Genomic DNA, 16738 nt, shown 5'->3' on the forward strand with positions numbered 1-16738 from the left:
GGGCTTTTACTCACAATGAGTAGGAGTTCCAGGCAGTATGCCGACCATCGAGACCCTTTCCGAGCGTCCAAAACCGGTTGCACCGACGACTCTCGGCTGCGAGGTTCTGGCGCGTTTCGAACGCGAGCCGGATACGCTGGTCATTCCCGTGGTCGATGGCGACCGCCCCGTCGGCCTGGTCGAACGCACCGCCTTTCTTCAGAAAATCGCCGCCCGCTTCGGCCACGCTCTTTACGACCTCCGCCCCATCACCTTCGCCATGGATGCCGAGCCGGCCGTGGTCGAGGCCGGTGTCCGGATCGACGCCTTTTGCGACATCATGCTGAAGGGCGGTCCGGCCGCCCTTCTGCGCGGCTTCATCGTCACCAAGAACGGCGCCTATTGGGGCGTGGGCACCGCTGCCACCCTGTTGCAGGCCGTCAACACGCGTCAGCGCGAGCAGAACGCCGAACTGGCCGAACAGGCGGCGATCCTCAGCGACACCCGCGCCCAAGCCATCGCCGCCGCTCGCGCCAAGAGCCAGTTCCTGGCCATCATGAGCCACGAGCTGCGCACGCCGATGAACGGCGTCCTGGCCGTCGCCGAACTGCTCCGCCGCCAGCCGTTGAATACGGCGGCTCAGGCGCACGTCCAGACCATCGTCGACTCGTCCGAGACCCTGCTGCGCATCCTCCAGGACGCCGTCGACCTGTCCAAGGCCGAGGCCGGCGAACTGGAGCTGAAGACCGAGCCGACCGCCCTTCGCGCGGTCATGGACGACATCCAGTCGATGTGGGAGCCGCGCGCCTCTCAGGACGGCGTGACCCTGCTCGTCGGCTACGAAGGCGACACCGAACTGGCGGCCGTCATCGACGGCGTGCGCCTGAAGCAGGTGTTCAACAACCTGATCGGCAATGCGCTGAAGTTCGCCCGCAACGGCGTGGTTGAGGCCGGTCTCAAGGCCTGGGGCGAAGGCGATCGCATTCGTATGGAAGCCCGCATTCGCGACGACGGCCCGGGCGTCGAGCCGGAACGCGTCGATTCCATCTTCGAGCCCTTCGTGCACGGTTCCGGCCCCGACGGCGCCGGCCTGGGCCTGTCGATCTGTCGTCAGGTCATCGACCGGATGGACGGCCGAATCTGGGCCGAGAACAACAAGGGACGCGGCGCCACCTTCGCCTTCGACCTGACCGCGCCCCGCGCCGTCGTCGAGGCGGAAGCGCAATCGAACGTGTCGGATCTGTCGGGCCTGGACCTGAAATCCGCTCCGCACATCCTGATCGTCGATGACAACGCCACCAACCGCGTCGTCGCCCAGGCGCTGTGCGAGATGTTCGGCTGCAGTTCCGAACTGGCCGAGGACGGCCTGGAGGCTCTTCAGGCCGTTCAGGAAAGCCGCTACGACCTGGTCCTGATGGACATCAAGATGCCCCGGATGGACGGCGTTCAGGCGACGCAGGCCATTCGCGCCCTGCCCGGCGCTGTCGGCCGCGTGCCGATCGTGGCCCTGACCGCGAATGCGGACCCCGAAGACGCCAAACACTATCTGTCGATCGGCATGGCCGCCGTGGTCGAAAAGCCCATCAAGCCCGAACGTCTGCGAATGGCGATGAACGCCGCCATCTCCGCCGCGGACGAACAGGACCAGTCCGATCGCGCCGTCGCCTGATCGTCAGTCCGGACGAACGTCCAAGGCCTCTTCGTCCTCTTCGTCATAGCCGACCAGACGCAGCGCCCTCGCCTTCTGGCCGTTGATCTCGGCCCAGCGTAGCAAACCCTCCTCGCGACCATGGGTGATCCAGATTTCCTCCGGCTTGATCTCGGTGAAGGTCGAGGTCAGTTCGTTCCAGTCGGCATGATCCGACACGACCAACGGCAGTTCCACGGCGCGCTGCCGCGCCCGCGCCTTCACCCCCATCCAGCCTGAAGCAAAGGCCGTGACCGGATCGGCGAACCGACGCGCCCACCGATCCTGGATGGCGGATGGCGGTGCGATAGCGACCTCGCCGCCCAGCGCATTCTTGGGCAGATCGCGGGTCGGCGCCAGCGGGCCCAGATCGACCCCTTCTCTTTCGTACAGGGCGTTCAGCCGCTCCAGCGCCCCGTGCACATAGATGGTGCGGTCCCATCCAGCCTCGCGCAGCAGACGGATGATCCGCTGCGCCTTGCCCAGCGCATAGGCGCCGACCAGATGCGCCCGCTCGGGAAACTGTCCCAGCGAGCGCACCAGCCGCCCGACCTCGTCCTCCGCCGGCGGATGGCTGAAGACCGGCAGGCCGAACGTCGCCTCCGAGATAAAGACGTGACACGGCACAGGCTCGAACGGCGCACAGGTCGGATCGCGGCGGCGCTTGTAGTCGCCGGACACGACCATGATCAGCCCCTTCCAGCGCACCTCGACCTGGGCCGAACCCAGCACATGGCCGGCAGGCGCCAATCTGAGATCGACCCCATTGATCGCTGTTGCCTCGCCGTATTCCACTGACTGGGGCTGCAACGTGAAGTCCGCGCCATAACGTTCAGCCATGATCGCCAGGGTCTGGCGCGTCGCGAGCACCGCCCCGTGACCGGCGCGCGCGTGGTCGGCGTGCCCGTGCGTGATGACGGCGCAATCCACCGGCCGAACCGGGTCGATGTAGAAATCTCCCGGCGGGCAGTAGAGGCCAGCGGGCGTGGGGTGCAGCAGGTCTTCGGGGCGGATCATCTTGCGGTAACGCTCTCGACGCCGTCGGGTCGCCGCCCCATAGAGGATGACCCCGAAAATCGGCGCAACAGGTTCAGTCCGCACGATGCACGAGAGCTTCCTGACCACCATCCTGCCGCAACTGGCCGCCGGCGCCGCCCACACCGGCGCCTTGGGCTTCACCTTCGACGGCCTGCACGATGGCCAGCCCCGTATTCGCGTGCCGTGGCGTGAGGATCTGGTCGGCGATCCCGACAGCGGCGTCTTCGCAGGCGGTCTGGTGACGACCTTGCTGGATCATATAGGCGGATTGGCGGTGTGGACTGCGATGGACGCCTTCCAGCCCATCGCCACACTTGATTTGCGTGTCGACTACATGCGCGCGGCCAGGCCGCGTCAGGACCTGCTGGCACAGGGCCTTTGCTTCCGCCTGACGCCCAGCATCGCCTTCGTGCGCGCCTGGGCCTTCGAAGACGATCCATCAGACCCGGTCGCCGCCGCGCAAGCCGCCTATATCCTCAACCAAACCCGCGAGCGGACGCCCCAAGCAACAGGAGCGGCGGCATGACCGACATCCTGAACCGCATGCCCTACGCCCGCTTTCTCGGCCTTCAGACCCTGGTAAGCGGCGACGAAGTCACTGTCGTCATGCCCTTCGACGATAAGCTGATCGGCAATCCGATGCTGCCCGCCCTGCATGGCGGATCGACGGCCGCCCTTTTGGAAATGACGGCCATGGCTCAGGTGGCGCTCAGCTTTCCGGGTCCGCGTCTGCCCCGCCCGATCAATGTGACGGTCGCCTATCTGCGCACCGGCAGGCCGATCGACGTCTTTGCTCGCGCCCGCATCAGCCGGGCCGGTCGGCGCGTCGCCCACGTGCATGCGGAGGCCTGGCAGGAAGAACGTCAACAGCCGATTGCGTCCCTTACCGCACACTTCCTGCTGGACAACCAGGACTGATCACCGCGCCCTAGCGCGCTGATTCGCGCCGACTTCTTGCTCTCATTGGGTTTCAACGCCTTGCTTACGGCGGCGCTTCAACGCGCGATTGCCGATATGGTAAAGATTGCTCTACCAAACAGGGTTAAGACGTGATAACCATACGGCCGTTGTAAACCTGTCTTTGAGGGGCTTTCATGGACCGCACTGAAGTCGTCACCAGCGTTGCTGGCGATCTGCATGCTACCGAACTCGCGATCGACGCCGCGATCACCCAGGCGACCACGCTGGTTCAATCCTTCATCGGCGCTCGCGCCGCCCTGTCGCTGTCGCCGGTCTCCGGCACGCTGTCGCAAGCCAAGGCCATGGAAACCATCGCCGCCCTCTCGGCCGCGCGTGAGTCCATCGTGGCCTGTCACGCCGAGCTGCAAAAAGATCACCGCCGCCTCGGTTTCGGCACCTACGCCGCTGGCCCGATCGCCAAGCCCGACGATTGGCTCGACCCCAAATCGGCCCTGACGCCGACGCATTTGCATCGCGTCGCGTGAATTCTTGGTAAGCTTGGCTTACCGAGATTTCAGTTTGATCTGACTTCGTTCATTATCGCCCCCACGTATTTTGCGTGGGGGCGATTTTGTTATGGTCAATATCGTCTATGCGATTGTGGGCGCCGTGTTCATGGTCGGCATGGCTCTGTTTGCCTTCATGAAGGGTGGACCTGCTGAAAGAATGGGCGCCGGGGCTTATCTGTTTGCTTGGTTCGCATCCATTATCTTGCAGCAAAACAGCGGCTTTCGCGGCCTGCCTGCCGGTTTGTTTCTGATCGATCTTGCTGTTTTGATAGTCTTCGTCGGTGTTGCCTGGCGCTATCGGCAATCATGGCCCGTGTGGGCGAGCGGCATCCAGCTGATCACAGTCATGGCTCACGTCATGATGCTCGCCAAACAACCTGTGCTGCTAGGATCGTTGATCACAGTTATGAATCTCAATGGTTATCTCATTATCGGCTGCATCGTCATCGGCACATTCTACGCTTGGCAGGAGCGCCGTGCGGCGATGCTGGTAGGTAGAAATTCCTAACGCTTGATCGTATTCTAGCGACGAATCGGTCGCTGGAAGTCCATGCCGCTATCCCACGCCAAGCTCTGGAAGGCCGTCGACGCCTTGGCGCGACGTGAAGGGCTGACGCCGTCGGGCTTGGCGCGACGGGCCGGTCTGGATGCGACGAGTTTCAATCCCTCAAAACGCTTCGGACTTGGCGATCCGCCGCGTCCGCGCTGGCCGTCGACCGAGAGCATGACGCTGGTGCTTCAGGCGACGGGCCTGTCGCTATCGGAGTTTGCGGTGCTGGCTGAGGACGCGCCGGAGACGCCGACCAGCGTCCCCTTGCTGGGTCTGGCCAAGGCGGGTCAGGACGGGTTTTTCGACGACGCCGGCCTGCCGGTCGGCGAAGGTTGGGATCAGACCGATCTGCCGCGCGCCAAGGACACCCTGTTCAGCCTTCGGATAACCGGCGATTCGATGTCGCCCCTCTATCGCGAAGGCGATCGCGTCATCGTCGATCAAGAAGCGACGCAGGTTCGACAAGGCGACCGCGTTGTCGCCCGCCTGACCAGCGGAGAAACCGTGGCCAAGGAGGTCACCAGCCTGACCAGCCGCGCCGTCACCTTGGCCTCGATCAATCCCGACTATCCGCCCAGGACCGTGCCCCGGCGCGAGATCGAATGGATGGCCCGCATCCTCTGGGTCAGCCAGTAAGGCGCAGCAAAAACCCCGCCCGGCGAACCGGACGGGGCTTTCGATTAGGGCGAACTGGACTCAGTTGGCCGTGACGTAGTGGGCGTTCACCCAACCACCGCCTGCGATTTGGACCCATTCACCTTGCGAACCGATGGCGGTGAAGGGCTGGCCTGCCGACAGCGTGCCGGCTTGGCGATAGTTGGTGCCGGGGCCGCTGCGGATGCGCAGGTTCGACGAAGCGCGATACTGGGCGCCGCTGGAGGCCGAAGCCGCACGCGCGCGTTGCTGGTTGCAGCCGATATAGGAACCGGCGGCGGCGCCGGCGCCCGCGCCGACGATGGTGCCGGCCGTGCGCTCGTTGCGGGCGAGGTTCGAGCCCACCACGCCGCCGACCACGGCGCCGATCAGGGCGCCCGCACGCTGGCGACCGCCAGGCGCGTCACAATTGGTCACGCCGTTGGCCTGGGCCTGGGCGGACATCGGGGCGGCGGTCACCATGGCGGCTAAGGCGGCAGCAGTGGCCAGACCGGTCTTGAAAATCTTGTTCGACATAACTCTTCTCCTGTCAGCGCGTTTGCCGATGAGGGGAGAATGCACGGACGAACCTGAAGGCTCCCGGAGCTTCGCCGTTATTTTCCGTTCATCTTGGCAATGCGCGCGGACTGGCGGCGGGCGACGAAACGTTTGGCGATATCGACGTCGCGTTCGATGAAGTGTTTCCGACGCACGAACTGGAAGTCCAGCACACGCGCCCACAGATGGAGCATGCGGTCGTTTGTCACGAAAACCGTCACCGCTTCGACGGACGGCGGCGGCCCCCAGGCTTCAGCCAGCTTCGCCAGATGCTGGACGGTGGCGTCGTCGGTCATGGGTTCGCATTCGACGATCCAGTCCCAGCTGCAGAGCTCAGGCCTTTGCGTGATCAGATCGACCGTCGCTTTCAACACGCGGTCGGCCGACCCGGCCGACACCAGGTCGAGCATCAGGACCCTGTTCGCCTCGTCGATCTCGTAACGCAACCTCGCCTCCCCCGGCTACGTCCTATCAGGCTGGCATCACGCAACAACCCTGACGCAAGGTCAAGGTTGCGCCAGCTCTCCGTTTGCGCCCGCTTCGATCAGTGCGATCGTCTGCGGCAGGCCGTAGATGGCGGCGAACGAACCGAAGCGCGGCCCCTGGCTAGCGCCCAGCAGCACCTCATAGAGCGCGCCGAACCAGGCCCGCAGCGGCTCGAAGGCGTGTTCCTTGCCGACCGCATAGACCTCGTTCTGGATCAGCTCGCCGTCCGTGGTGTCGGCCGGCAGCGCCTTCAGCCGTTCGGCCAGATCCAGCAGCGCCGCCTTTTCCTTGTCGTCCGGCAGGCGATAGGACTTCGCGGGCTTCACGAAGTCCTCGTAGTAGTTCAGCGCGTGGTCCATCAGCCGGTCCAGCAGCGGCTCGTTTTGCGGCGTCGCGTCAGGCAGGTATTTGGCGAAATAGGCCCACAGCTGGTCCTTGGTCGAGGCGTTGGCCACGCCGACCAGGTTCAGCAGCAGGGCGAAGGACACCGGCGACGTGTGGGTCGGCGGATCGCCCGCATGGATCGACCAGACGGCGTTGTCGATCCGCTTGGCCGGCTCCTGGGTCTTGTAGCTTTCGATGAAGGCCAGATAGTCGTCGATGGCGCGCGGAATGACGTTGAAGTGCAGGCTCTTGGCCGACTTCGGCGACTGGAACATGTACCATGACAGGCTCTCGGGCGTGCCATAGCGCAGCCAATCGTCCATCGTCAGGCCGTTACCCTTGGACTTGGAGATCTTCTTGCCCTCGATGTCGAGGAAGAGCTCGTAGTTGAAGCCTTCGGGAGGGGTGCCGCCCAGGGCGCGGCAGACCTTGGAGCTTTCGCGCACGCTCTCAATCAGGTCCTTGCCCGACATCTCGTAGTCGATGTCGAGCGCGACCCAGCGCATGGCCCAGTCTGGCTTCCATTGCAGCTTCACATGACCGCCCGTGACCGGCACCTCGGTGCGGTTGCCCGGCTCGCCGGCGGGATCTTCGAAGGTGATCGTGCCCTTCTCGACGTTGCGCGCCAGGGTCGGAACCTGCAGCACATGGCCGGTGATCGGGCTGATGGGCAGGAAGGGCGAATAGGTGGCGCGGCGCTCCTCGCCCAGGGTCGGCAGCATGATGGCCTGGACCGCGTCGAACCGCTCCAGCAGGGTCAGCAACGTCGCGTCAAACCGACCCGACCTATAGGTCTCGGTCGAGGACATGAACTCATAGTCGAAGCCGAAGCTGTCGAGGAAGGCGCGCAGGCGGGCGTTGTTGTGCGCGCCGAAGCTGTCGTGGGTGCCGAAGGGATCGCGCACCCGCGTCAGGGACAGGTGCAGGTCCTCGCGCAGCATCTCCGGGTTCGGCACGCCCTCCGGCACCTTGCGCAGGCCGTCCATGTCGTCGGAGAAGGCGATCAGGCGCGTGGGCCAGTGGTCGCCGGTCAGGGCGCGAAAGGCGTTGCGCACCATGGTGGTGCGGGCGACCTCGCCGAAGGTGCCCATGTGCGGCAGGCCCGACGGGCCATAGCCGGTCTCCAGGATCACCGGGCGCTGCAAGGCGGGAAAGGCCGCCAGGGCTTCATCCGCCTTGCCGGCGTCGATCAGGGCGCGCGCTTCGGCTCGCTCGGCCTCGCCCAGCCGTTTCTTCAGAACATGGGCCAGCAGGTTGCGGGCTTGTTCGAAGGGCCAGGACTTGGCCTCGCGGGCGAGGGTTTCGAGGTTCTGAAGCATGGCGGCGGTTTGCAGTCTGCATCCCGCCCGGTCAACCGTGATCAGGCTTTGGCGGCGATTACGATGATCTCGACCCGGTAGTCGGGCGACGCAAGGCGGCTTTCGCCCGTGGCGCGGGCCGGCGGGTTGGCGGTGTCGACCCAGGCGTCCCAGACGCTGTTCATCGCCTCGAAGTCGGCGATGTCCGCCAGCCAGATCTGGGCCATCAGGATCTTGGACTTGTCGCTGCCGGCCTCGGCCAGCAGGGCCTCGATCTCGGCCAGCGCCGTTCGGGTTTGCGTCGCCACGTCGTCGCCGGGCTCGCCGACCTGGCCCGACAGATAGATGGTGTCGCCGTGGACGACGGCCTCGCTCATGCGGGCGCCGGGCTGGATGCGGGTGATCATGGGCGGGGGTCCTTCGAAAACGCCCCCCACCTATCGCCGCCGGGGCCCGGCTGTCGAGCGGCTAGCGGCGGTTGAACCGCGAGACGGTCAGGCCGACGACCAGGGCGCCGGCGCCGACGATCAGGGCGTCCTCGATCAGGCCGCTCTTGGTCTGGCCGATGCGGGCCATGGCCTTCTTGCGGCCCGAGAGGGTCAGATAGGCCAGCGGCACGGCCGTGCCGATCGCCAGGCCGGCGCCCAGCTTCTCCTTGCCGCGCGGGGCCAGGGCGGCGCCGGCGATGCCCGCGCTCATGACCCGCGCCAATAGGCCGAGGAAGACGGTGCGGTCGGGCGCGGTCTTCATCTTGTCGCCCAGCAGTTCGCCCACGCCCATGGCCAGGGCGCCGAACTTGAACAGCGGCCGGTTCAGCAGGAAGACGCGGCCGGGCAAGGGCTTGTGCGCCAGTTCGGCGGTGGCGAGGGCCGCCATCGGGGTCATGGAACGGGCGCTGGCGACGGCGCCGATGAGGGCGGACGGGAGGAGATCGAGGGCTTTCATGCCGCCACAACACCCGACCGGGCCGGAAGGTTCAGCCCGTTTCAGCCGCGCGCCGCCAAGACGTTGCGGATCGCCAGGCTGGAATGGATGCGCGACACGCCCGGCAAGCGCGACAGGACGTCCTTGTGGATCACCTCATAGGCGGCGATGTCGGGCGCGACGGCGCGGACGATGTAGTCGGCCTCGCCCGCCATCAGATAGCAGTCGCGGATTTCCGGGTGGTTGCGGACGGCCGCCTCGAACCGGCGCATGTGGTCGTCGGTCTGCTTCTCCAGCGTGATCTCGACATAGGCGACGACGCCGTCGTCGCTGTCGTTGGCCAGGACGGCGGCATAGCCCCGGATCACCCCACGCTCTTCCAGCCGCCGCACGCGCCGCAGGCAGGCGGAAGGCGACAGACCGACGGCGGAGGCCAGGTCCGCATTGCTGATGCGCCCGTCGGCGCGGAGCCGTTGAAGGAGGCGTTGGTCGATAGGATCGAGCAGGGACACAAGTTTCCGCCTTTTAGCCGCAGATTATTGCGTTAGACTTCTATCAGCGACCGATCGTTGCGCAAACAGGCAGGATCGTCGATCCATGCGGCGCTAGCTTGCGGCGAATAACAACATTGGGCTTGGAAACGTCACATGCGGGTTCTGGTGCTTGGATCGGGCGTCATCGGCGTCACCACCGCCTGGTATCTCAGCCAGGCCGGGCATGAGGTCACGGTCGTGGATCGGCAGGCCGGTCCGGCGCTGGAAACCAGCTTCGCGAACGCCGCGCAAATCTCGCCGGGCTATTCCGCGCCGTGGGCTGCTCCGTCGATCCCGGTCAAGGCGATGAAGTGGCTGCTGATGCGCCACGCGCCGCTGATCGTGCGGCCGCGGCTGGACATGGCCATGGTGCGCTGGACCGTGGCCATGCTGCGCAACTGCACCCATGACCGCTATGCGCTGAACAAAAGCCGGATGGTGCGCCTGGCCGAGTACAGCCGCGACCAGATCGACCTGCTGCGCCGCGAGACCGGCATCGCCTATGACGGTCGCCAGCAGGGCACGCTGCAGCTGTTCCGCACGGAAAAGCAGCTGGCCGACGTGCACAAGGACGTCGATGTGCTGAAGGCCGCCGGCGTGCCGTGCGAGGTTCTGGACCGCGCGGGCTGTATCGCGGCCGAGCCGGGCCTGGCAGCCTCCGACGTCGATTTCGTCGGGGGTCTGCGTCTGCCGCATGACGAGACCGGCGACTGCTTCCTGTTCACCAACGCCCTGGCCAAGCTGGCGGCGGAGCGCGGCGTGGTCTTCCACACCGGAACCGAGATTCAGTCGATCACGATGACGGACGGTCGCGCGACCGGCGCCCTAACCAGCAAGGGCCCTATGACGGCCGATCTGGTGATCCTGGCGCTCGGCTCCTATTCGCCGATGATGGCCAAGCCGTTGGGTCTGGATCTGCCGGTCTATCCGGTGAAGGGCTATTCGATCACGGCCAAGATCGTGAACGAAGACCGGGCGCCCGTCTCCACCGTCATGGACGAGAGCTACAAGGTGGCGATCACGCGCCTGGGCGATCGCATCCGCGTGGGCGGCATGGCCGAGCTGTCGGGATACAACAACACCCTGCCCGCCGTCCGCCGCGAGACCCTGGCCCATTCGGTCGGCAGCCTGTTTCCGGGCGGCGGCGACCTGGCGGGCGCCAGCTACTGGTCGGGCCTGCGCCCGATGACGCCGGACGGTACGCCGGTGATCGGCGCGACCAAGGTTCCGGGGCTTTATCTGAACACCGGCCACGGCACCCTGGGCTGGACCATGGCGTGCGGCTCGGCGCGGGTTCTGGCCGACATGGTCGACGGCAAGGCGCCCGAGATCGAGACCCGCGACCTGTCGCTGAACCGCTATGGCGCCTGGGCGGGGGCGTTTGCGCCGGGCTTCAGCTGAGATCAGACGGCGGCGGGAATTTTACCGTCTAAAGAGTCTAATTCGTCTAATCTCGCGACGGTGGAGCCTTGGGCCGCGGACGGGAATTCACCGTCTAAAGTGTCTAATTCGTCTAATCCGGCGCCATCATCCGGGTAAGGCGCGGGCGGGATTTGGTCGTCCCTTCCGCCTGAACTTACGCTGTCAAAGATCCACGGCCAGTCTACCACACGGCAGGGGCGCGGTCGGTTAGACGCCGTTCGGGCGCGAAAACCCGTTGGAAATCAGACAGCGGGGCGCCGACGATGCGCTGGCAGGGCGTCGCGGCGTGGCGCGGCGCGTCGGAGCGCCCTATAGAGCGCGCGATGAAGACCGCCGATTTCGATTTCGACCTGCCCGAAGACCGGATTGCGTTGCGCCCGGCCGATCCGCGCGATTCCGCACGGTTGCTGGTGGTGAAAGGCGGCGCGCTGGAAGACCGGATCATTCGCGATCTGCCGGACTTCCTGCAGCCCGGCGACGCCCTGGTGTTCAACGATACGCGGGTCATTCCCGCCCGTCTGTCGGGCGTGCGTCAGCGGATCGGGGCCGAGGGCGAAACCCTGACGGTCGAGGTGGAGGCGACGCTGCATCACCGCGACGCGCCCGACGTCTGGTCCGCCTTCATGAAGCCGGGCAAGCGGATCAAACCGGGGGATCGGATCCGGTTTGGAAACGCGAGCGACGCCGCCTGCAACCTGGGACGGCTGGACGCCACGGTGACGGCCAAGGGGGAAGATGGCCTGATCACCCTGACCTTCGACCTGGCGGGGCCGGCGCTGGACGATGCGATCCGCGATGTCGGGGTCATGCCCCTGCCGCCCTATATCGCCGCGAAACGCCCCGAGGACGACCGCGACCGGTCGGACTATCAGACCGTCTTCGCCGAGCATGACGGGTCGGTCGCGGCGCCGACGGCGGGGCTGCATTTCACCCCTGCACTGCTGGACGCCATCCGCGCCAAGGGCGTCTCGACCCATGCGGTGACGCTGCATGTCGGGGCCGGCACCTTCCTGCCGGTCAAGGCCGACGACCTGGCCGACCACAAGATGCACAGCGAATGGGGCGAGGTGTCGCCTGAAACCGCCGCCGCCCTGAACGCCGTCCATGCAAAGGGCGGGCGCATCGTCTGCGTCGGCACCACCTCCCTGCGGCTGCTGGAAAGCGCGACGGCCGAGGACGGCGAGATCAAGCCCTTCCACGGCGACACGGCCATCTTCATCACGCCGGGCTATCGGTTCCGGGCGGTCGATGTGCTGATGACCAACTTCCACCTGCCGAAGTCGACGCTGTTCATGCTGGTCAGCGCCTTTGCGGGCACGGCGACGATGAAGGCGGCCTATGCCCATGCGGTCGCCGACGGCTATCGCTTCTATTCCTACGGCGACGGATCGCTGCTGTTCCGCGACTGATCGCGGGTCAGGGCCAGAGACGGCCCGAGCGCCAGGCCTCGCCGTCGCGGTCGAACCGCAGTCGATCATGCAGGCGGAACGGGCGATCGCGCCAGAACTCGACCGAGCGCGGCACGACGCGCCAGCCGGTCCAGTGGGACGGGCGCGGCACCTCCTGACCATCGAAGCGTGCGGTTTCGCGACCCACGGCCTCTTCCAGCACGGTGCGATCCGACAGGGGGCGGGACTGGTCCGAGGCCCAGGCGCCGATGCGGCTTTCGCGCGCGCGGCTGGCGAAATAGGCGTCGGCCTCGGCCGGCGTGACCGGCTCGACCGCGCCGCGCACCCGCACCTGACGACGCAGGGATTTCCAGTGGAAGGTCAGGGCGGCGGCCGCGCAACCGGCCAATTCGACGCCCTTGGCGCTCTGGCTGTTCGAATAGAAGGTGAAGCCCCGCGCATCGACGTCCTTCAGCAGCACGATCCGCGCATCCGGCAGGCCGTCGGCGTCGACGGTGGACAGGGTCATGGCGTTCGGATCGTTCGGCTCGTGCGCCCTCGCGTCGGCCAGCCATTCGACGAACAGGCCGATGGGTTCGGGCCGGTCGAAGATGGTCTCGTCGCCATTGGCGGCCAGGGCGGCGGCATAGTCGCGGGCGTATTCCTCACGCGACGGGCTGGGCGGGATCACGGATGCGGTCATGGAGGGTGATGTAGTCCGTGCAGGCGCGGCTGGAAATGATCGCGGTCAAAAACGGGTGCCTCGTCGTCAGGGTTAACCGCCCATTGACCCTGATGGGCGAACGGTGACGGCATGAGCGCGCCTGTTCCGATTTCAGATGTGTCCGGCGTCCGCGAGGCCCTGTCGATCCTGGGCCTCAGTGGCGATGTCGATGCGTCCCAGCTGAAGGCCGCCTTCCGCACGGCGGTGAAGGCGGCGCGGCCGGATCAGGCGGGCGGGGACGCCGAGCGGTTCCGGCGCGTGATCGCGGCCTATCGGCTGATCCAGGCGCACCAGCCCCCTCGCCCCGCCCTGTCGGCGCCAACCGCGCGGCCCGCGCCGTCGCCGGTTCTGGTCCTGTCGCCGATGCAGGCCCTGGCCGGGGGTCAGGTCGAGGTCCGGCTGGGCGCGCGCACGGTGCGGATCACGGCGCCCAAGGGCCTGCGCAGCGGCGATCATCTGCGGTTGAGGCGCGGGGCGGCGGACGGGAGCGACCTCTATCTGTCGGTGCTGATCCGGCCCGAGGACGGGCTGTCGGTTGTCGGCGACGACCTGTTCATGACCTGGGCCGTCGAGCGTCGCCTGATGGCCGACGGCGGGCGGGTGGAGATCGAGACCCCTGTCGGCACGCGCTCGGCCTGGATCACCGCCGACATGGCCGCGCCGGTGCGGGTGCGGTTGAAGGACCTGGGCCTGCCCGCGCGCGGATCACGGCCGGCGGGGCATCTGTTCGTGACGCTGGAGCCGTCGTCCGATGTTCCCTCGGCGGCGGAGGACCTGCTGGTGCGGTTCACGCGGGTCTGGACGCAGGAGCGTCTGGCGGCCTAAGTCGGGGCCATGTCGCACAACACCTTCGGCCATCTGTTTCGCGTGACCACCTGGGGCGAGAGCCACGGGCCGGCGATCGGCTGCGTCGTGGACGGATGCCCGCCGATGATCCCCCTGACCGAGGCGGATCTTCAGCCCTGGCTGGACCAGAGGAAGCCGGGCGGCAGCCGTTTCGTGACCCAGCGCAAGGAAAGCGACACGGCGCGCATCCTGTCGGGCGTGTTCGACGACGGCGACGGGCCGGTGACGACGGGCACGCCGATCTCGATCCTGATCGAGAACGAGGACCAGCGGTCCAAGGACTATGGCGAGATCGCCCGCGCCTATCGGCCCGGGCACGCCGACTATGCCTATCAGGCCAAATACGGGGTGCGGGACCACCGCGGCGGCGGTCGATCCTCGGCGCGCGAGACCGCCAGCCGCGTGGCGGCCGGGGCCGTGGCGCGCAAGGTGCTGGGCGACGGAATCAGGATCCGCGCCGGCGTGGTGCAGATCGGCCCGAACCGGATTGCGCCGGACCGAATCGACTTCGACGCCGTGCACACTAATCCGCTGTTCGCCGCCTCGGCCGAGGTGGTGGGCGAGTGGGAGGCCTATCTGGACGGCGTCCGCAAGGCAGGATCGTCGGTCGGGGCGGTCGTCGCGCTGGAGGTGACGGGCGTTCCGGCGGGCTGGGGCGCGCCCCTGTATGGCAAGCTGGACGGCGAGTTGGCTGCGGCCCTGATGTCGATCAATGCGGCCAAGGGGGTCGAGATCGGGGCAGGCTTCGAGGCCGCCGAACTGACCGGCGAACAGAACGCCGACGAGATGCGGCTGGACCTGAACAAGCAGCCGGTCTTCCTGTCGAACAAGGCGGGCGGCGTGCTGGGCGGGATTTCGACGGGCCAGCCGGTGACGGCGCGGGTGGCGTTCAAGCCGACCTCCTCCATCCTGACCCTGCGCCAGACGATCACCCGCGACGGTGAAGAGACGGACCTGCGCACCAAGGGCCGCCACGACCCATGCGTCGCCCTGCGCGCCGTGCCGGTGGTCGAGGCCATGGCCGCCTGCGTGCTGGCCGACGCCTATCTGAGGCATCGCGCCCAGGTCGGATGAGCCATATCCGCCCCATCATCGATGGCGACGAGGCCGAGGTCATCGGCCTGTGGTCCGCCTGCGGTCTGACGCGGCCGTGGAACGATCCGGCGCTGGACCTGAAGCTGGCGCGCGACACGGCGACCTCGACCGTGCTGATCGCGACGGACGCCGACCGAATCGTCGGTTCGGTCATGACCGGCTTCGAGGGCCACCGGGGCTGGGTCTATTATCTGGCTGTCGATCCCGAACATCGCGGGACTGGCCTGGGGCGTCGGTTGATGGCGGCGGCCGAAGACTGGCTGACTGCCCAGGGCGCGCCGAAACTTCAGCTGATGGTGCGAACCGACAACGGAGCGGCGTTGGCCTTCTATGAACGACTGGGCCTGGAGCGGCAGGATGTCGTGGTGCTGGGGCGCAGGCTGGACGGCTGAGGCGTCGCGGGACGTTCGGCTGGGCGTTCGTCTTGCCGCATCAGGGCCACGAGGCACGACAGGCCTGTCGTCATGACGATCATCGCTCGATTCCTGCAACTGCGAACCGTTTGCAGGTTTGCGCATGTCGAGGGCGCGTGCAAGACAAGGGACCGGTGGCGCCCAACTCAGGAGATCAACCGTGCGTGAAGACGGAAAGCTGGACTACCTCGAACTGCCCGCCGCCGACCTGCCCGCAAGTAAGGAATTCTACGCCCAGGCGTTCGGCTGGACGTTCGTGGATTACGGCCCGACCTATGCCGCCTTCGAACAGGGACTGGACGGCGGGTTCGACGCCGATCAGGCCGATCAGACCAAGGCTCCCCTGCCCGTCCTGTACGCCCAGGACCTGGAAGCCATGCAGGCCAAGGTCGAAGGCGCGCGCGGCCGGATCGTGAAACCGATCTACAGCTTCCCCGGCGGTCGCCGCTTCCACTTCGCCGATCCGGCCGGCACCGAAATGGCCGTCTGGTCCGAGGCCTGAGCCTTATTTGGCGTCGACGGACTGGCCGATGCGTTCGGCCAGATCCCGGTCCGCGCCTTCGACGCTGGCGATCCAGACGTGGATCTCCTTGGGGTCCGCCGCGCGCTGGAACAGGTGCTCCATCGCCAGACGGCGGCTGCCTTCGGTGACGACGACCGAGGCGCGGCCGCCGGCGCGGACCGTTTCGCCGTCATAGATTGGAAACTGCGACAACGGGCCGGCGTAGATCATCAGCAGGGTCTGATCGCCGCGCTGGACGCGATAGATGCTGGCGTTCGCGCCCGCGCGCGCCGGGGTGATCGTCAGGCCGGCAGGCAGTTGAATGCTGAACGGCAGGGCGGCGATGGCGGCGGCGTTCAAGGCCGCCGGCGCGGGCGCGGCGGCCGGCGGGGTTGCGGCAGGCGCAGTCGTTGTGGGTCGAGGCGCGGTCGCCTGAGGCGCCGTGGTGGTCGGAGCTGGCGTTTGCGGGCGTGTCGTCGCCGCCGGGTTTTGGCCAATCGGCGGCAGGGTCTGGGTCGTGCGCGGCGCGGATGACGTGGCGGGCGCCGGACGCGGCGATGCCGCGGGGGTCTGACCGATCGGAGGCAGGGCCTGCGTCGCGCCGGGGGTCGGCGCCGGAGTCGTTGTCGGTGTCGGCGTCGAAACTGCGGTGGATGCGGCCGGAGACGTGGCCAAGCCGGAAGGCGGCGCGCTGTTCAGATCGCGGGTCAGGTTGGAACCGGGACGTTGCGCCGGGGGCGTCGTCGTCTGTCCGGAAATCACGAGGGCGGCGGCAAGGGCGATCATGGGCATGGCCCGACCATCGCGCG

21 protein-coding genes are annotated in these 16738 nt (G+C 67.0%); 12 read left to right on the forward strand and 9 right to left on the reverse strand.

Translation table 11 applies throughout. From position 1 onward, the window contains the following. The first annotated feature begins 37 nt into the window (after positions 1 to 37). Entirely contained in the window at positions 38 to 1648 is a 1611-nt protein-coding gene (locus VH88_RS04860; RefSeq protein WP_045810250.1) for a response regulator, read from the forward strand. 3 nt (positions 1649 to 1651) lie between these two features. On the opposite strand, the gene VH88_RS04865 is transcribed toward VH88_RS04860, so the two are convergent. Beyond that, positions 1652 to 2683: a ligase-associated DNA damage response exonuclease gene (locus tag VH88_RS04865; RefSeq protein ID WP_045810251.1), complete on the reverse strand. Its 1032-nt coding sequence runs from the start codon at positions 2681 to 2683 to the stop codon at positions 1652 to 1654. A 46-nt stretch (positions 2684 to 2729) separates the two neighbouring features. On the opposite strand from VH88_RS04865, the gene VH88_RS04870 reads away from it, so the two are divergent. The 5 genes from VH88_RS04870 (at position 2730) to VH88_RS04890 (ending at position 5359) form a co-directional block, all read left to right on the forward strand. Further along, positions 2730 to 3230, forward strand: a complete 501-nt coding sequence (locus tag VH88_RS04870; RefSeq protein ID WP_231576580.1) for a PaaI family thioesterase — start codon at positions 2730 to 2732, stop codon at positions 3228 to 3230. Then, on the forward strand, positions 3227 to 3622 hold the full coding sequence (locus VH88_RS04875) for a PaaI family thioesterase (RefSeq protein WP_039246414.1): 396 nt from the start codon (positions 3227 to 3229) through the stop codon (positions 3620 to 3622). The genes VH88_RS04870 and VH88_RS04875 overlap by 4 nt, the downstream gene beginning before the upstream one ends. A 176-nt stretch (positions 3623 to 3798) precedes the next feature. Then, positions 3799 to 4149 carry a hypothetical protein gene (locus tag VH88_RS04880; RefSeq protein ID WP_045810253.1) on the forward strand — a complete coding sequence of 117 codons (351 nt, stop codon included), beginning with the start codon at positions 3799 to 3801 and terminating at the stop codon, positions 4147 to 4149. A gap of 91 nt (positions 4150 to 4240) precedes the next feature. Continuing rightward, the gene (locus VH88_RS04885; RefSeq protein WP_045810498.1) at positions 4241 to 4681 is read left to right on the forward strand and encodes a hypothetical protein; all 441 of its coding nucleotides are present in this window, start codon (positions 4241 to 4243) and stop codon (positions 4679 to 4681) included. 42 nt (positions 4682 to 4723) lie between these two features. Then, on the forward strand, positions 4724 to 5359 hold the full coding sequence (locus tag VH88_RS04890) for a helix-turn-helix transcriptional regulator (protein WP_045810254.1): 636 nt from the start codon (positions 4724 to 4726) through the stop codon (positions 5357 to 5359). Positions 5360 to 5419: 60 nt separating this feature from the next. Here the strand turns inward: VH88_RS04890 and VH88_RS04895 are convergent, their stop codons facing one another. The 6 genes from VH88_RS04895 to VH88_RS04920 all read right to left on the reverse strand — a co-directional run bounded on the left by VH88_RS04895 (position 5420) and on the right by VH88_RS04920 (position 9518). Beyond that, positions 5420 to 5893: an SH3 domain-containing protein gene (locus VH88_RS04895; RefSeq protein ID WP_039246408.1), complete on the reverse strand. Its 474-nt coding sequence runs from the start codon at positions 5891 to 5893 to the stop codon at positions 5420 to 5422. 77 nt (positions 5894 to 5970) lie between these two features. After that, complete coding sequence (locus VH88_RS04900) at positions 5971 to 6360, reverse strand: hypothetical protein (protein ID WP_045810255.1); 390 nt, start codon at positions 6358 to 6360, stop codon at positions 5971 to 5973. Positions 6361 to 6420: 60 nt separating this feature from the next. Beyond that, positions 6421 to 8103 carry a lysine--tRNA ligase gene (locus tag VH88_RS04905; protein ID WP_045810256.1) on the reverse strand — a complete coding sequence of 561 codons (1683 nt, stop codon included), beginning with the start codon at positions 8101 to 8103 and terminating at the stop codon, positions 6421 to 6423. A gap of 41 nt (positions 8104 to 8144) precedes the next feature. Beyond that, positions 8145 to 8489, reverse strand: coding sequence for a RidA family protein (locus VH88_RS04910; RefSeq protein ID WP_045810257.1), 345 nt, complete (start codon positions 8487 to 8489; stop codon positions 8145 to 8147). Between the two features lie 61 nt (positions 8490 to 8550). After that, positions 8551 to 9027 carry a hypothetical protein gene (locus VH88_RS04915; protein WP_045810258.1) on the reverse strand — a complete coding sequence of 159 codons (477 nt, stop codon included), beginning with the start codon at positions 9025 to 9027 and terminating at the stop codon, positions 8551 to 8553. A gap of 41 nt (positions 9028 to 9068) precedes the next feature. Then, on the reverse strand, positions 9069 to 9518 hold the full coding sequence (locus VH88_RS04920; protein ID WP_045810259.1) for an Lrp/AsnC family transcriptional regulator: 450 nt from the start codon (positions 9516 to 9518) through the stop codon (positions 9069 to 9071). Between the two features lie 135 nt (positions 9519 to 9653). On the opposite strand from VH88_RS04920, the gene VH88_RS04925 reads away from it, so the two are divergent. Next, positions 9654 to 10940: a D-amino acid dehydrogenase gene (locus tag VH88_RS04925; RefSeq protein WP_045810260.1), complete on the forward strand. Its 1287-nt coding sequence runs from the start codon at positions 9654 to 9656 to the stop codon at positions 10938 to 10940. A 344-nt stretch (positions 10941 to 11284) separates the two neighbouring features. After that, positions 11285 to 12370, forward strand: a complete 1086-nt coding sequence (gene queA, locus VH88_RS04930) for a tRNA preQ1(34) S-adenosylmethionine ribosyltransferase-isomerase QueA (protein WP_045810499.1) — start codon at positions 11285 to 11287, stop codon at positions 12368 to 12370. A 7-nt stretch (positions 12371 to 12377) separates the two neighbouring features. Here the strand turns inward: queA and pdxH are convergent, their stop codons facing one another. After that, on the reverse strand, positions 12378 to 13052 hold the full coding sequence (gene pdxH / locus VH88_RS04935) for a pyridoxamine 5'-phosphate oxidase (RefSeq protein WP_045810261.1): 675 nt from the start codon (positions 13050 to 13052) through the stop codon (positions 12378 to 12380). 111 nt (positions 13053 to 13163) lie between these two features. Between pdxH and VH88_RS04940 the strand changes: the two genes are divergently transcribed. From VH88_RS04940 to VH88_RS04955, 4 genes are all read left to right on the forward strand, one after another. Next, positions 13164 to 13898, forward strand: a complete 735-nt coding sequence (locus tag VH88_RS04940; RefSeq protein ID WP_045810262.1) for a DnaJ C-terminal domain-containing protein — start codon at positions 13164 to 13166, stop codon at positions 13896 to 13898. Positions 13899 to 13907: 9 nt separating this feature from the next. Then, a complete protein-coding gene (gene aroC, locus VH88_RS04945; RefSeq protein ID WP_045810263.1) occupies positions 13908 to 14993 on the forward strand; it encodes a chorismate synthase in 1086 nt (361 codons plus the stop codon). Next, positions 14990 to 15406: a GNAT family acetyltransferase gene (locus VH88_RS04950; RefSeq protein WP_045810264.1), complete on the forward strand. Its 417-nt coding sequence runs from the start codon at positions 14990 to 14992 to the stop codon at positions 15404 to 15406. The genes aroC and VH88_RS04950 overlap by 4 nt, the downstream gene beginning before the upstream one ends. Before the next feature lie 181 nt (positions 15407 to 15587). Further along, the gene (locus tag VH88_RS04955; RefSeq protein ID WP_045810265.1) at positions 15588 to 15929 is read left to right on the forward strand and encodes a VOC family protein; all 342 of its coding nucleotides are present in this window, start codon (positions 15588 to 15590) and stop codon (positions 15927 to 15929) included. Between the two features lie 3 nt (positions 15930 to 15932). Here VH88_RS04955 and VH88_RS04960 read toward each other — a convergent pair whose 3' ends face one another. Beyond that, positions 15933 to 16721: a hypothetical protein gene (locus tag VH88_RS04960; protein WP_045810266.1), complete on the reverse strand. Its 789-nt coding sequence runs from the start codon at positions 16719 to 16721 to the stop codon at positions 15933 to 15935. Positions 16722 to 16738: the final 17 nt, after the last annotated feature.

The organism is Brevundimonas sp. KM4 (genome assembly GCF_000964075.1).
Classification (GTDB): domain Bacteria; phylum Pseudomonadota; class Alphaproteobacteria; order Caulobacterales; family Caulobacteraceae; genus Brevundimonas; species Brevundimonas huaxiensis.

Excerpts from the sequence above, each read along its gene's own strand:
- VH88_RS04860 (WP_045810250.1), top strand. The coding sequence starts at position 38 with ATGCCGACCATCGAGACCCTTTCCGAGCGTCCAAAACCGGTTGCACCG.
- VH88_RS04865 (WP_045810251.1), bottom strand. The coding sequence starts at position 2,683 with ATGATCCGCCCCGAAGACCTGCTGCACCCCACGCCCGCTGGCCTCTAC.
- VH88_RS04870 (WP_231576580.1), top strand. The coding sequence starts at position 2,730 with ATGACCCCGAAAATCGGCGCAACAGGTTCAGTCCGCACGATGCACGAG.
- VH88_RS04875 (WP_039246414.1), top strand. The coding sequence starts at position 3,227 with ATGACCGACATCCTGAACCGCATGCCCTACGCCCGCTTTCTCGGCCTT.
- VH88_RS04880 (WP_045810253.1), top strand. The coding sequence starts at position 3,799 with ATGGACCGCACTGAAGTCGTCACCAGCGTTGCTGGCGATCTGCATGCT.
- VH88_RS04885 (WP_045810498.1), top strand. The coding sequence starts at position 4,241 with ATGGTCAATATCGTCTATGCGATTGTGGGCGCCGTGTTCATGGTCGGC.
- VH88_RS04890 (WP_045810254.1), top strand. The coding sequence starts at position 4,724 with ATGCCGCTATCCCACGCCAAGCTCTGGAAGGCCGTCGACGCCTTGGCG.
- VH88_RS04895 (WP_039246408.1), bottom strand. The coding sequence starts at position 5,893 with ATGTCGAACAAGATTTTCAAGACCGGTCTGGCCACTGCTGCCGCCTTA.
- VH88_RS04905 (WP_045810256.1), bottom strand. The coding sequence starts at position 8,103 with ATGCTTCAGAACCTCGAAACCCTCGCCCGCGAGGCCAAGTCCTGGCCC.
- VH88_RS04910 (WP_045810257.1), bottom strand. The coding sequence starts at position 8,489 with ATGATCACCCGCATCCAGCCCGGCGCCCGCATGAGCGAGGCCGTCGTC.
- VH88_RS04915 (WP_045810258.1), bottom strand. The coding sequence starts at position 9,027 with ATGAAAGCCCTCGATCTCCTCCCGTCCGCCCTCATCGGCGCCGTCGCC.
- VH88_RS04925 (WP_045810260.1), top strand. The coding sequence starts at position 9,654 with ATGCGGGTTCTGGTGCTTGGATCGGGCGTCATCGGCGTCACCACCGCC.
- queA (WP_045810499.1), top strand. The coding sequence starts at position 11,285 with ATGAAGACCGCCGATTTCGATTTCGACCTGCCCGAAGACCGGATTGCG.
- pdxH (WP_045810261.1), bottom strand. The coding sequence starts at position 13,052 with ATGACCGCATCCGTGATCCCGCCCAGCCCGTCGCGTGAGGAATACGCC.
- VH88_RS04940 (WP_045810262.1), top strand. The coding sequence starts at position 13,164 with ATGAGCGCGCCTGTTCCGATTTCAGATGTGTCCGGCGTCCGCGAGGCC.
- aroC (WP_045810263.1), top strand. The coding sequence starts at position 13,908 with ATGTCGCACAACACCTTCGGCCATCTGTTTCGCGTGACCACCTGGGGC.
- VH88_RS04950 (WP_045810264.1), top strand. The coding sequence starts at position 14,990 with ATGAGCCATATCCGCCCCATCATCGATGGCGACGAGGCCGAGGTCATC.
- VH88_RS04960 (WP_045810266.1), bottom strand. The coding sequence starts at position 16,721 with ATGCCCATGATCGCCCTTGCCGCCGCCCTCGTGATTTCCGGACAGACG.